We start from the raw sequence: 13,631 nt of genomic DNA, 5'->3' as shown, positions 1-13,631 counted from the left end.
CAATACTTAAAATCTATAACTAAACCCTGTGTAAACTCCTATAATATAAGGATTGAAGTTTCCAGAGGTATTGGAAAATGCATTTAATTGATATTTAAAGGTTGGTTCAAAATTAAAAATTACAGATTCTGAAAATTTATAATTTAAACCCACACCAAAATTGGCACTAAAACTTAAGTTGTTAATATTATTAGCGCTACCAATCTCCATTTTAAAACCATCAAATTCTGAAACCAGTTTATTATCATCTAAAACAAAAGTACTTAGACCTCCAATTAGGTTCAAGCTAAATTGATTATTAACGACAGCATATTCAATTTCTAAAGGGACTTCGTAATAAGATATTCTTTGACTAAGCCCAACATTTTTGATTAAACTGGAGTTGTTGTTACCCAATAGCAAGCTATTACTACTTATAATATTGATTGATTGGTTGTTTTCTGGATTAAAATCTATGTTTCTAATTTCTTTAGGACTTGGGTTGGTACTAACGTTTTGATATACAATAACATCATCTGTGTCGTAGCTTAAATTTAACTTGTTAATACCAGATCTAATAGTTAATTTATCATTTAAAGTATAGCCTACTTTTACACCATAACTTGTATTAACCTCACCAGATTTGTTGTTCTTATTAAACTGCTCGTCAATATGAGATCCTTCTCCAAATGCATTGTAATAAACAGGCGCAATGTTAGCATAAACATTCCACCTGTTATTAGCCTCTTCTTCTTTTTCAATAAGGTCTTCAGTAGCTTTGTTATTAGCAATAGCATCTTCAATAGAAGGTTTTTGCTGTTGTATAGTATCCTTTACAATAGTGTTTGTTGCTATGTTTTCTTGTTTTATAGCTTTAGTTATATTGTCTTTGTTTGTAATATTAGTAGTTTGTTTTATAGGATTCACATGGTTTTTAACTACAGATTCTTGTAATTGTTTAGTTTGATTATCTGTTGTTTTTTTGTTTGAAGAAACTGAGAATTTGTTTTTTTGAATAGTATAATTACCGTTTGTTACCTTATTGTTATTCTGAATAGTGTTAGTAGCAATAGAAGACTTGGTATAGTTTGAGGCTGATTGCTGTTGGATTAAATTAGCCTTGTTGTCTTTTTTGCTATTACCTTTAATTTTCGTGTTTTTAGGGTCTTGGTTATTAATAACTATAGTGCTGTTGTCTTTGTTTATAGTTTCTGAAGCATCAGTAGTTGCTTCATTAATATTGGATTTATTTTGTTCCAGCTTTTGCTTTTCATTTAAAGTTGAGCTGTTTTTTATGGTGTTGTTATTTGGACTTGGATTATCTACTGTTGTTTGTGTATTTACAGCAGAAGGACTACTAAAAAAGGTGTTTCCTAAAACTAACAGTAAGATAAATGAGGCTGCAATACCACTTAATTTTAACCATAACGGAAGGATAGCAATAGGTTTGTTATCTTCCTCTTCTTCTTTTAATTTTGAATGTATATTCTGCCAAACCTTTGGGTCGGGTTTAGCTTCAAAATCCTTGAATTTTTCCTGAAATAGGCGATCTATATTCTTTTTACTACTCATTATAACAATTGGGATTTTTGTCCCGTTTTATAGGCTACTATTTTTTCTTTTAATAATTGTCTAGCTCTAGCTAAATTTGATTTTGTTGTTCCTGTTGTTATTGCAAGCATTTCTGCAATTTCTTTATGCGAATAACCGTCTAAAACATATAAATTAAAAACCAAGCGATACCTATCTGGTAACTCTTGTATACATTGCAACAAAAAATCTATCCCAACATCCTCGTCATCTATGTCAATGCTTTCGTCAATTATAGCTTCTTCATTAATTATTTCAAAGACTTTTTGACTTCTGTAGCGCTGCATGATGGTATTAATGGTTATTCTTTTTAACCAACCTTCAAAACTACCTTTGTTTTTATATTGTTTTATTTTTGCAAAAATGGTTATAAATGCGTCTTGTAAATTATCTTCAGCTTGCGCATAAGAGCTTGAATACTTTAAGCTAACAGAGAATAATTTGCTTGAAAAAAGCTGGTATAATTCGCTTTGCGCTTTAGTATCATTAGATTTACATTTATGTATGAGTTGTTCTAAACTCAAATTTAAACAAGGTGTTAGTTAATAATTATTTACTCAACAGTAACTTCCATTAATAGGTACATATCTTGTCCATCTTCATCTTCGCCTTGCCAGAATTTAAAGATATGTAATCCAGTAGTATTTGCTTCAAAGTTAAAAGACGTTTGGGCTTCTAGATTTGTTGTTTCGCAATTTCCGTTATCTACTACTGTATTTAAAATAGCAACATGACTTGTGTTTCCTTCTAGGTCATAATAAATATCATTAAAATAATGACAATTGGTAGGAGCTAAGTAAGTTATTTCTATTTGATAAGTTTCGCCATATTCAAAGTATTGAGGCATAGAGACGCTTGCAATAGGCAAAACTGCTATGTAGCTATTTGTATTATCTTCTTCTTCAATACTACAAGAAAAAGCAAAAAGAGCTATTAAACAAATAAAAAATGGCTTCATTGTTTTGTGTAAACTAACGTTGTTTAAAGTGTAGATGCTTAATAAGTTAAAAGGTTGCGTCTTAAAATAAAAAAATCCCGATAAATCGGGATTTTTTGTTTTAAAGACTGTCTTTAATAGCTTGTTTAATTTTCTGTTCTAACTCTTCAAATAATTCTGGATTATCTTTAATTATTAGTTTAACAGCATCTCGACCTTGACCAAGTTTAGTGTCTTCATAGCTAAACCACGAACCACTTTTCTTGACAATTTCTTTTTCGACTGCTACATCTAATATTTCTCCAACTTTACTTACGCCTTCACCATACATAATGTCAAATTCAGCCATTCTAAAAGGTGGAGCTACTTTGTTTTTAACCACTTTAACTCTTGTTTTATTACCAAGTACTTCTCCATTACTATCTTTTATTTGTGTAGATCGTCTAATATCCAACCTAACAGAAGCGTAAAACTTTAAAGCATTACCACCAGTTGTTGTTTCTGGGTTACCAAACATAACACCAATTTTTTCACGTAATTGGTTAATAAAAATAACAGTACAATTAGTTTTACTAATAGATGCAGTTAATTTTCTTAGTGCTTGAGACATTAATCTTGCATGAAGTCCCATTTTAGAGTCTCCCATTTCACCTTCAATTTCGCTTTTAGGTGTTAAAGCTGCAACCGAGTCAATTACTACTATATCAATTGCTCCAGATCTAATTAAATTGTCAGCAATCTCTAAAGCTTGCTCACCATTATCAGGCTGAGATATAATTAAGTTGTCAATATCTACGCCTAATTTTTGTGCATAAAATCTATCAAAAGCATGTTCTGCATCAATAAAAGCAGCAATACCACCAGCTTTTTGCGCTTCTGCTATAGCGTGTAATGTTAAAGTAGTTTTACCAGAAGATTCTGGTCCATATATTTCAATGACTCTTCCTCTAGGGTAGCCACCAACACCTAAAGCAATATCTAAACCTAAAGATCCTGTAGGGATAGCTTCCACATCCACTACTGCAGCATCACTCATTTTCATTACTGTTCCTTTACCGTAAGCTTTATCTAACTTGTCTAAAGTTAGTTGTAGTGCTTTTAGTTTTGCTTCGTTTTCTTTACTCATCGTCAATAGTTTATTAAAAATTCTATGCTAAAATACTACTTTTTTTAACGAATTTTAATTTTATGACGCAACCTTTTTAAAGTTTTTGCATCTACTTATTGAAGTGGAAAAAATATGCTATGAAAAAGAAAATTTAATCCGCTTTTAAAATGTTAATCCTTTAATAATTAGAGGTATGAGATATTTAAAAAGACTAGTATTTACAAAAACATTAGGCGTTTCAGTTGCTGTTTTACTTAATAGTAACTGTAAAGCCGATGGAGGTTAACTCGTAATATTTTTTAATTAATATTAAAAAATTATTAACGAGTTAGTCTATTAAAAGTCCTTTGCAAAGCGCAAGGGACTTTTTTTTGGATGTAAATTGGCTAATTCATTTTAAATAATACCTTTGCAAAAACTTTTTATTAACACTTAAAACTAAGTATAGCATGCAACTGTACAACAAATTAAGCGCTATTGAAAGAGCAGAACTTATAGAAAAAGCTGGAAAAGACCGTCTAACGTTATCTTTTTATCAGTATGCTCAAATTAGCAATCCACAACAATTAAGAGACCAATTATTTATTAAATGGGATAGTTTAGACGTCCTAGGTCGTATTTATGTCGCTACCGAAGGGATTAATGCGCAACTATCATTACCAGCAGATCAATTTGACGCCTTTAAAAACCATTTAGATAGCATCGATTTTTTAAAAGATGTTAGATTAAATATAGCTGTAGAACAAGACAACATGTCTTTTTTAAAGCTAAAAGTTAAAGTAAGAGATAAGATAGTAGCAGATGGATTAAACGACGATACCTTTGATGTCACCAATAAAGGTGTGCACTTATCGGCTAAAGAGTTTAACGACATGCTAGCAAATCCAAACACAGTATGTGTAGATATGCGTAACCATTATGAAAGTGAAATTGGACATTTTGATGGTGCAGTAACTCCAGATGTAGATACTTTTAGAGAATCTTTAGATATAATCGAAGCAGATTTACGCGAGCATAAAGAAGAAAAAAACCTACTAATGTATTGCACAGGAGGTATCCGATGCGAAAAAGCAAGTGCTTACTACAAACATAAAGGATTTAAAAATGTCTATCAACTAGAAGGAGGTATTATTGAATACACCAGACAAGTTAATGAAGAAGGTATAGATAATAAATTTATAGGAAAAAACTTTGTATTTGACGAGCGTCGATCAGAAAAAATTAGTGATGACGTTATCGCAAAATGCCACCAATGTGGTACCTCATGTGATACACATGTAAATTGTGCTAATGATGCCTGTCACTTACTTTTTATACAATGCGAAGATTGTAAGACCGAAATGGATAATTGCTGTTCTACAGCTTGTAAAGAAATACATGCGTTACCATTTGAAGAGCAAAAAGCACTAAGAAAAGGACAGGGTAATAGTAACGATATCTTTAAAAAAGGTCGTGCAGATCATTTACCATATAAAAAAGATTTACGTAATATATTTGAAACTTTTAAAAAGTAAAAAACACTATTTTAATATTGCAAAAAGCGTGGTAAATTTTACTACGCTTTTTTTATATTTTAAAGTCACCTAAATAATCTTATCTTTACACATTAACAAGAGTTGGTATGCGCTTTCGCGGAAACAACTAATTATTAATCTTCATCTTTGGGTTAACACCTTAAGATTCAATATATACATATAAATAGTATGGCTTGTCAAAGTTGCGCTACAGGAAAAGACGGACAACCAAAAGGTTGCAAAAATAACGGAACATGTGGTACAGATAGTTGCAATAAATTAACCGTGTTTGATTGGTTAGCAAATATGTCTGTCCCAAATGGAGAAAAACCGTTTGATTGGGTAGAAGTTAGATTTAAAAACGGACGTAAACATTATTATCATAATTCAGAAAATTTAACACTAAGTATTGGAGACATTGTTGCTACTCAAGCACAATCTGGTCATGATATTGGTATGGTTACCCTTACGGGAGAATTAGTTCGCGTTCAAATCAAACGTAAAAAAATAGATACTAAAAACGATATTCTTAAAATATACCGTAAAGCCTCTCAAAAAGATATAGATATCTGGAGCGAAGCACGTGATAAAGAAGAACCTATGAAGGTTAAAGCACGTCAATTTGCTATCGATTTAAAACTATCCATGAAAATCTCTGATATCGAGTTTCAAGGTGATAGTAGTAAAGCCACATTTTATTACACAGCTGAAGAGCGCGTGGATTTTAGAGAGCTTATTAAAATATATGCCAGAGAGTTTAGAATACGTATCGAAATGAAACAAGTCGGTTTCCGTCAGGAAGCCTCTAGACTTGGTGGTATAGGGTCTTGTGGTCGCGAGTTATGTTGTTCTACTTGGTTAACAGATTTTAGGTCTGTAAGCACAAGTGCTGCACGTTACCAACAATTATCACTAAATCCTCAAAAATTAGCAGGTCAATGCGGTAAGCTTAAGTGTTGTTTAAATTACGAGTTGGATTCGTACTTAGACGCCTTAAAAGCATTTCCAAAACCAGATACTAAATTATACACAGAAAAAGGAACTGCTGTGTGCCAAAAAACAGACATTTTTAAAGGACATATGTGGTATGCCTATGAAGGAGAGTGGATGAATTGGCACTTAATTACTACAGATCAAGCTAGAGAAATTATTGCAATAAATAAAAAAAGAGAAAAGGTGGCAAGCCTTGAAGAGTATGCTGTAGATCTAGTTGTAGATACTAAAACAGAGTTTGAAAACGTTGTAGGTCAAGATAGCCTAACACGTTTTGATAGTCCAAAAGGCAATAAAAAACGTAAAAACAATAGAAGTAGAAACAAAAAGCCTGTTCATAACAAAGCTGAGGTTAAAACTACCGATAACAAAAAAGCTAAACCTAACAAAAGGGTTAACACAAATAATAAAAATCAGGCTAATAGCAAAACGCAACCAAATAAAAACCAACCAAATAAAAGTCAGGCAAATAGTGCTAAGCCAAAACCTAAACCTAGGCCAAAACGTAAGCCAAATAAAAAAAGACCTGAAAACAATAACAATCAAACTAATGAAAATAAGTAAAATTGTAGTTGTCTTATTGCTAGTTTTGCTATCGTCATGCGATGATAAAGCGGTGTTTGATCAGTATAAAAGTGTTTCAACATCTTGGAACAAAAAAGATGTAGTTAATTTTAAAATAAACGCGCCAGACTCTATCAATCCTTATAATTTATTTGTTAATGTTAGAAACACAAATGATTATAAATTTAGTAATTTGTATTTAATCGTCGAAATGAATTTTCCTCACGGAAAAACTTTAACAGATACTTTAGAGTACGATATGACTAAAAAAAATGGTGAGTGGTTAGGTGAAGGGTTATCGTCCGTAAAAGAAAATAAATTGTGGTACAAAAAAGGCGTTATTTTTAACGAAAGTGGCACGTATAATGTTAATGTGCAACAAGCTATGAGAGGTAGTGGTCAAGTTAATGGTATCGTTAATCTAGAAGGTATTACAGACGTAGGATTTAGAATAGAAAAAACAGAATAATCAAGTCAGATAGATATGGCAAAAACAAAAAAAGCAGAAGCAACAAACTTTGATAAGTATATTAGATGGTTTTGGATGCTGTTTTTAGGAGGTTTATTATCAGTAGTGTTATTGTTTCTACTAGCATCTTGGGGAGTGTTAGGCGAAATGCCAGATCACACACAATTAGAAAATCCAAAAACAAACTTAGCTACAGAAATCATTTCATCTGACGGAAAAACATTAGGTAATTTTTATTTTCGTGATAATAGAACACCAGTTAGTTTTGACGAGTTACCAGAGCATTTAGTACAAGCATTAATTGCAACAGAAGATGTAAGGTATATGGAGCATTCTGGTATTGATGGACGTGGTACTTTACGTGCAGTTTTAAAGCCTGGAAGTGGAGGAGCAAGTACAATTACGCAACAATTGGCTAAGCAACTATTTACAAAAAGAGCCTCTAGCAATAAAGTAAAAAGAGTCCTTCAAAAATTTAAAGAATGGATTATAGCTATAAGATTAGAGCGTCAATATACCAAAGAAGAAATTGTAGCGCAATACCTTAACATTGTGGATTTTGACAATAATGCAGATGGGATTCGCTCAGCTTCAAGGATTTATTTTGGAGGTAAAGAGCCTAAAGAGTTAACACTTAAAGAGTCTGCAATGATTGTTGGGATGCTTAAAAACCCATCACTTTTTAATCCACTTAAAGATAAGGGACAACGTGCAATTAGGACCAAACAACGTAGAAATACGGTATTTGATCAAATGGCTAAATATGGTTATATTACAGATGTTGAAAAAGATTCGCTTCAAAAAACAGATTTAGGTATAAATTATACACCTGATAGTCATAGTTCAGGATCTGCAACTTATTTTAGAGGTTATCTAACAGAATTTATGAAAGAATGGATTGCAGATCCAAAAAACAGAAAAGCAGATGGCTCTAAATATAGTTTGTATAATGATGGTTTAAAAATCTATACAACCATAGACTCACGTATGCAAAAATATGCTGAGTTAGCTGTTGCTAGACATATGCCAAGACTTCAGGCAGAGTTTTTTAATCAAAATACACCAGAGCGAAATAAAACTGCTCCTTTTTTAGATTTATCTTCAGATGAAGTTGATAAGTTATTAAATACAGCAATGAAACGTGGTGAGCGTTGGAGAATCTTAAAAAATGCTGGTAAAAATGAAAAAGAAATTAGAGCGTCTTTTTATAAGCCAGCTCAAATGACACTTTTTAAATGGGAAAAAGATGGTAGTCCAGGAGAATTTGATACTATAATGAAGCCTATTGACTCTATGCGTTATTACAAGTCTTTCCTACACCCAGGAATGATGAGCATGGATCCACAAACTGGACATGTTAAAGCATGGGTTGGTGGTATGAATTATAGACATTTTCAATACGATCACGTAAAACAAGGTAAACGTCAGGTAGGTTCTACTTTTAAACCTTTTGTTTATGCTACAGCAATTAATCAATTGCATATGTCGCCTTGCGATAAGCTACCATTGGCTCCTTTAACTATTGAGGCTAATAAATATGGGAACCCAGAGCCTTGGGCACCTACAAATGATGGCGGAAATTATAATGGTGAGTTAACATTAAAAGAAGCATTAGCAAACTCTGTAAACACAATTACTGCTAGATTAATGGATAAGGTTGGACCACAACCAGTAGCCGAATTAGCTAAAAATTTAGGAATAACATCAGACATACCATTAGTGCCTTCTATTGCATTAGGTACACCAGATATAAGTGTATATGAAATGGTAGGCGCATATTCCGCTTTTGCTAACCAAGGGGTTTATACAAAACCGGTTATGGTAACCACAATTGTAGATAAAAATGATACGGTATTATACCAATTTGTACCAGAAACAAAAGATGTTTTAAGTGAAGAAACAGCATATGTAACCGTTAAGTTAATGGAAGGTGTTACACAATCGGGATCAGGATCAAGACTACGCAGAACATGGATGCCAAAAACAGGAGTGTATCCAGAAATTATAACAGGTTACCCTTATGAGTTTAAAAACCCTATAGCAGGTAAAACAGGTACCACGCAAAACCAGTCAGATGGTTGGTTTATGGGAATGGTACCAAATTTGGTAACAGGTGTCTGGGTTGGAGCAGAAGATAGAGCTGTTCATTTTAAAAGTATTACTTACGGTCAAGGAGCAGCTATGGCATTACCAATTTGGGGAATGTACATGAAAAGTTGTTACGAAGATGAAACACTAGACGTTTCTGAAGCAAATTTTGAGCGTCCTTCGGACTTATCAATTGCTGTAGACTGCGAAGGGTATGTTCCAGATGGAGGAAATTCGCAAGGGTTGGACTTATTAGATGACGAAGTCCCAGATGAGTTAGAAATGTAACTCAAAATATAACTTAAAAATTAAAAGCCATTCTCTTCAGAATGGCTTTTTTATTTATTAAATTTAAACCACAAAAAATTAGAAAATAATGATTCTAAAAGCAGTTAATTCAGTTTCAGATGCCTTAGATGGTGTGCAAGATAATATGACCTTTATGTTAGGTGGTTTTGGTCTTAGCGGTATTCCGGAAAATGCTATTGCAGAGCTGGTAAAGCGTAATGTTAAAGGTGTAACTTGTATTTCAAATAATGCAGGTGTTGACGACTTTGGTTTAGGTTTACTACTTCAAAAAAAGCAAATAAAAAAAATGATTTCTTCTTACGTTGGAGAAAATGACGAGTTTGAAAGACAAATGTTGTCTGGCGAATTAGATGTAGAGCTAATTCCGCAAGGGACATTGGCTGAGCGTTGTCGTGCTGCTCAAGCAGGTTTTCCAGCTATTTTTACACCAGCAGGTTTTGGTACAGAAGTAGCCATAGGTAAAGAAACCAGAGAGTTTGATGGTAAAATGTATGTGCTAGAACATGCTTTTAAAGCAGACTTTGCTTTTGTAAAAGCTTGGAAAGGTGATGCAGCCGGAAATCTAATCTTTAAAGGTACAGCTAGAAACTTTAACCCTTGTATGGCTGGAGCAGCTAAAATTACCGTTGCTGAGGTTGAAGAGTTGGTTCCAGTTGGTGAGTTAGATCCTAATCAAATACACATTCCAGGTATATTTGTACAACGTATTTTTCAAGGTGAAAAATATGAGAAAAGAATTGAGCAAAGAACAATTAGACAAAGAAGTTAAAGACATACATTATGTTAGATAAAACAGGAATAGCAAAGCGAATAGCTAAAGAAGTACAAGATGGCTACTATGTTAATTTAGGAATTGGTATTCCAACGTTAGTTGCCAATTATGTGCGTGATGATATAGAAGTAGAATTTCAATCTGAAAATGGTGTTTTAGGTATGGGACCTTTTCCTTTTGATGGAGAAGAAGATGCAGACATTATTAATGCAGGAAAACAAACCATTACGACCTTACCAGGAGCTAGCTTTTTTGATTCAGCTATGAGCTTCTCTATGATTAGAGGACAACATGTTGATTTAACTATTTTAGGTGCTATGGAAGTGTCGGAGGATGGTGATATTGCCAATTGGAAAATACCTGGTAAAATGGTTAAAGGTATGGGAGGAGCTATGGATCTTGTAGCTAGTGCAGAAAATATTATTGTGGCAATGATGCATACCAATAGAGCAGGAGAGTCTAAACTGCTTAAAAAGTGCAGTCTTCCTTTGACAGGAGTTGGTTGTGTTAAAAAAATCGTTACCAATTTAGCTGTTATTGAAGTTACAGATAGCGGTTTTAAATTATTAGAACGTGCACCAGGAGTTACTGTAGATCAAATTCAAAAAGCTACAGAAGGTCATTTAATTATTGAAGGTGACATCCCAGAAATGGATATATAATAATGCAAATTAAGACCTTAAGTAATCAGTTTATAGACTATCATTATGTATTAGATAGAAATTATGATCTAATTGAAGATCGGTTTTTAAAAAACGTAACCATTGCTTTAGATTTTTTGGTAAAAAGTAGTGCGCTTACCATTACTTTTATAGAGGATAATCAAACGCATAGTATTGATGTCATTGATGTTTTAGTGGCAGATACAGATAATAATATTACTATAATTCCTGCGGATAAAAATGCTTATAGTCCAGCGCATAATACTATTTTGTTTTATGATACTCATGGAGTAGTGTTTAGAAAAAATCATAAAAAAAGATGGTTCAAACGTAATAAAGGATACAATTCTCCTGTATCCTTATTATCCCATGAGTTAATCCATTGTTATAATGAGTTATATGACACAGAAGATTATTTAGCTAGAAAGAGAAATCATACGTCTAAAGGTCAAAAAATAGATGCAGATGGACGCGATTTGTCGTTTCCAAATGCTGAGGAGGTGTTTGTAATTAAAATGACTAACCAAGTGGCAGCTAGATTAGGCGAGGATAGACGTTCTAATTACGGTAGAAGTTACTATCCTACTAGAGGTGTTTTGACTACTAAGCCAGCTAAAAAAACAAAGTAAAAAGGTCTAGTAAACATACTAAATGTTAAAATTAAGTGTATTTCATCGAATAATTATGCTTTTTGTCTGATTATTATGAAAAGAGGTTGTATGTTTACAATCCCAAACCTAACCATTAGAAATAACCCAAGTCTACCATGACTTAATCTATTTTTAATACTTTTTTGTTTCAAATTTATCAAAAACTTGACCTACTATGTTTTTTAAGAATTTAAGAAAAGGATTTAAAAATGCTGTTAATTTTATTAGCAGCGTTTTCTATTTAACCAAAAAAGTATTTATGCTATAGTCCCTTTGGGATGGCAGCAATTAGCTTTTTTGTATAGGCTTTTTGAGGTGTGTTGTATATTATATCAGCATCAGCTAATTCTTCTATTTTACCCTTATTCATTACTAAAAGTTGATCACTCATGTATTTTACTACTGCTAAATCGTGAGAAATAAAAATGTAGGTAAAACCAAACTTTTCTTTTAGTTCATTTAATAAATTTAAAACTTGTGCTTGGACAGATATGTCTAAAGCAGACACAGACTCGTCGCAAACAATTAATTTAGGCTGTAATGCAATAGTACGCGCTATTCCTATACGTTGTCTTTGTCCTCCAGAAAACTCATGTGGATATCTATTATAGGCAGTGTCATCTAGTCCAACACGATTTAATATCTCTAAAGTTTTTGCTTTTCTTTCAGTATCATTAGCATATAAATTATGCACTTTCATAGGTTCCATGATAGCATTACCAATAGTTAGCCTTGGGTTTAGTGAGGCATAAGGATCTTGAAAAATGATTTGAATATCTTTCCTAATAGCTATTGTTTCAGCTTTAGTTAAATTGGTAATGTCTTTGCCTTTATATAAAATTTGACCTTTAGTGGCTTTATCTAGTAGTAGGATGGCGTTTCCTAAGGTAGATTTACCACAGCCGGATTCGCCTACTAGTCCTAAAGTTTCACCTTCGTACAAATTAAAACTAACGTTATTAACTGCTTTAAATGTTTCTGCTTTAGCAAAAAAACCTGATTTAGAAATATATTCTTTTTCAAGATTTTTAACTTCTAATAATGGTGATTTAGCATATATTTTTTTATGTTGAATTTGACGCATAGCGCTAGTCACGACTACTTCCGAAACTTCATTTTTTAATACATCAGCTATTGTTGGTAGTGTTTTGAGTCTAACATCTAATGATGGTCTAGATTTAATAAGCGCTTTAGTATAATTGTCTTTTGGCTTATTAAAAATTGTGTTAGCAGTATTTTGCTCTACAATTTGACCTTTATACATAACAAGCACTCGGTCTGCAATTTCTGATATTAAACTTAAATCGTGAGTTATAAAAATAATACTCATTTTAGTTTCGGTTTGTAGCTCTTTTAATAGACTAATTATTTCTTTTTGAACCGTCACATCTAAAGCAGTGGTTGGCTCATCAGCAATAAGTAGTTGAGGTTTACATGCAATTGCCATAGCAATCATGACGCGTTGTTTTTGTCCACCAGAAATTTCGTGAGGATAAGCTTGATAAACGCGTTCAGGATTTGGAAGTTTTACTTTTTCGAGTAATACTAGTGTTTCTGCCTTAATTTGTTTTTTAGTTAAAGAAGTGTGTTGATGTAAGACCTCTTCAACTTGCTTACCACATGTCATAGATGGATTTAAAGAGCTCATTGGTTCCTGAAAAATCATTCCAATTTTGGCGCCTCTTATGGTCGGCAGATTTTTATTACTTAAAGTTGTTAAGTCTTTATTTTCAAAAATTATACTTCCTGAAGTTATTTTAAAAATAGCCTTAGATAACAACCCTAAAATAGCTAAAGACGATACGGATTTACCAGAACCAGATTCTCCTACTACACCAACAATTTCGTTAGTATTAATATGGTATGAAATGTTATTAATAATGGTCTTGTAGTCAGATCCATTTTTTACGTCAATTGTTAGACCTTCTGTTTTAAGTAAAATCTCGCTCATATAGGGTAAAAGTAATTAATTTCTTTCAAATGATTGTGGGTTAAA

The 13,631-nt window shown here is 32.6% G+C and carries 12 protein-coding genes; 7 read left to right on the top strand and 5 right to left on the bottom strand.

What is annotated here, in order from left to right; all coding sequences use genetic code 11:
* Nucleotides 1–6 precede the first annotated feature (6 nt).
* From V6251_RS07785 to recA, 4 genes are all read right to left on the bottom strand, one after another.
* On the bottom strand, nucleotides 7–1,551 hold the full coding sequence (locus tag V6251_RS07785; RefSeq protein WP_341587721.1) for a hypothetical protein: 1,545 nt from the start codon (nucleotides 1,549–1,551) through the stop codon (nucleotides 7–9).
* Nucleotides 1,551–2,093: an RNA polymerase sigma factor gene (locus V6251_RS07780; RefSeq protein ID WP_292948741.1), complete on the bottom strand. Its 543-nt coding sequence runs from the start codon at nucleotides 2,091–2,093 to the stop codon at nucleotides 1,551–1,553. Before V6251_RS07780 ends, V6251_RS07785 begins: the two co-directional genes overlap by 1 nt.
* A gap of 29 nt (nucleotides 2,094–2,122) precedes the next feature.
* Entirely contained in the window at nucleotides 2,123–2,527 is a 405-nt protein-coding gene (locus V6251_RS07775) for a hypothetical protein (RefSeq protein ID WP_292948743.1), read from the bottom strand.
* 100 nt (nucleotides 2,528–2,627) lie between these two features.
* Nucleotides 2,628–3,632, bottom strand: a complete 1,005-nt coding sequence (recA, locus tag V6251_RS07770) for a recombinase RecA (RefSeq protein ID WP_145004751.1) — start codon at nucleotides 3,630–3,632, stop codon at nucleotides 2,628–2,630.
* Between the two features lie 431 nt (nucleotides 3,633–4,063).
* Here recA and trhO point away from each other — a divergent pair, with 431 nt between their 5' ends.
* The 7 genes from trhO to V6251_RS07735 all read left to right on the top strand — a co-directional run bounded on the left by trhO (nucleotide 4,064) and on the right by V6251_RS07735 (nucleotide 11,614).
* Nucleotides 4,064–5,128, top strand: coding sequence for an oxygen-dependent tRNA uridine(34) hydroxylase TrhO (gene trhO / locus V6251_RS07765; RefSeq protein WP_341587719.1), 1,065 nt, complete (start codon nucleotides 4,064–4,066; stop codon nucleotides 5,126–5,128).
* A 189-nt stretch (nucleotides 5,129–5,317) separates the two neighbouring features.
* Entirely contained in the window at nucleotides 5,318–6,685 is a 1,368-nt protein-coding gene (locus V6251_RS07760) for a PSP1 domain-containing protein (protein WP_341587718.1), read from the top strand.
* Nucleotides 6,672–7,154 carry a gliding motility lipoprotein GldH gene (locus V6251_RS07755; protein ID WP_292948748.1) on the top strand — a complete coding sequence of 161 codons (483 nt, stop codon included), beginning with the start codon at nucleotides 6,672–6,674 and terminating at the stop codon, nucleotides 7,152–7,154. The genes V6251_RS07760 and V6251_RS07755 overlap by 14 nt, the downstream gene beginning before the upstream one ends.
* 15 nt (nucleotides 7,155–7,169) lie before the next feature.
* On the top strand, nucleotides 7,170–9,530 hold the full coding sequence (locus tag V6251_RS07750) for a penicillin-binding protein 1A (protein ID WP_341587715.1): 2,361 nt from the start codon (nucleotides 7,170–7,172) through the stop codon (nucleotides 9,528–9,530).
* Nucleotides 9,531–9,618: 88 nt separating this feature from the next.
* Nucleotides 9,619–10,320, top strand: a complete 702-nt coding sequence (locus V6251_RS07745) for a CoA transferase subunit A (RefSeq protein WP_341587714.1) — start codon at nucleotides 9,619–9,621, stop codon at nucleotides 10,318–10,320.
* Nucleotides 10,321–10,331: 11 nt separating this feature from the next.
* Nucleotides 10,332–10,985: a CoA transferase subunit B gene (locus V6251_RS07740; RefSeq protein ID WP_341587712.1), complete on the top strand. Its 654-nt coding sequence runs from the start codon at nucleotides 10,332–10,334 to the stop codon at nucleotides 10,983–10,985.
* A 2-nt stretch (nucleotides 10,986–10,987) separates the two neighbouring features.
* A complete protein-coding gene (locus V6251_RS07735; RefSeq protein WP_341587710.1) occupies nucleotides 10,988–11,614 on the top strand; it encodes a hypothetical protein in 627 nt (208 codons plus the stop codon).
* Between the two features lie 283 nt (nucleotides 11,615–11,897).
* Here V6251_RS07735 and V6251_RS07730 read toward each other — a convergent pair whose 3' ends face one another.
* Nucleotides 11,898–13,586 (bottom strand): ABC transporter ATP-binding protein, encoded by a 1,689-nt coding sequence (locus tag V6251_RS07730; RefSeq protein WP_341587709.1) that lies wholly within the window; start codon nucleotides 13,584–13,586, stop codon nucleotides 11,898–11,900.
* Between the last annotated feature and the right edge of the window lie 45 nt (nucleotides 13,587–13,631).

This window comes from Olleya sp. Ti.3.14 (genome assembly GCF_038154885.1).
In the GTDB taxonomy this organism is placed as follows: Bacteria; Bacteroidota; Bacteroidia; order Flavobacteriales; family Flavobacteriaceae; genus Olleya.
The sequence above is the reverse complement of the archived record's forward strand: the minus strand, read 5'-3'. Positions and strand labels throughout refer to the sequence as shown.

Bases quoted from the DNA above. Each gene is read 5' to 3' on its own strand.
- V6251_RS07730 (WP_341587709.1), bottom strand. From the start codon at position 13,586: ATGAGCGAGATTTTACTTAAAACAGAAGGTCTAACAATTGACGTAAAA.
- V6251_RS07785 (WP_341587721.1), bottom strand. From the start codon at position 1,551: ATGAGTAGTAAAAAGAATATAGATCGCCTATTTCAGGAAAAATTCAAG.
- V6251_RS07735 (WP_341587710.1), top strand. From the start codon at position 10,988: ATGCAAATTAAGACCTTAAGTAATCAGTTTATAGACTATCATTATGTA.
- recA (WP_145004751.1), bottom strand. From the start codon at position 3,632: ATGAGTAAAGAAAACGAAGCAAAACTAAAAGCACTACAACTAACTTTA.
- trhO (WP_341587719.1), top strand. From the start codon at position 4,064: ATGCAACTGTACAACAAATTAAGCGCTATTGAAAGAGCAGAACTTATA.
- V6251_RS07740 (WP_341587712.1), top strand. From the start codon at position 10,332: ATGTTAGATAAAACAGGAATAGCAAAGCGAATAGCTAAAGAAGTACAA.
- V6251_RS07745 (WP_341587714.1), top strand. From the start codon at position 9,619: ATGATTCTAAAAGCAGTTAATTCAGTTTCAGATGCCTTAGATGGTGTG.
- V6251_RS07750 (WP_341587715.1), top strand. From the start codon at position 7,170: ATGGCAAAAACAAAAAAAGCAGAAGCAACAAACTTTGATAAGTATATT.
- V6251_RS07755 (WP_292948748.1), top strand. From the start codon at position 6,672: ATGAAAATAAGTAAAATTGTAGTTGTCTTATTGCTAGTTTTGCTATCG.
- V6251_RS07775 (WP_292948743.1), bottom strand. From the start codon at position 2,527: ATGAAGCCATTTTTTATTTGTTTAATAGCTCTTTTTGCTTTTTCTTGT.
- V6251_RS07760 (WP_341587718.1), top strand. From the start codon at position 5,318: ATGGCTTGTCAAAGTTGCGCTACAGGAAAAGACGGACAACCAAAAGGT.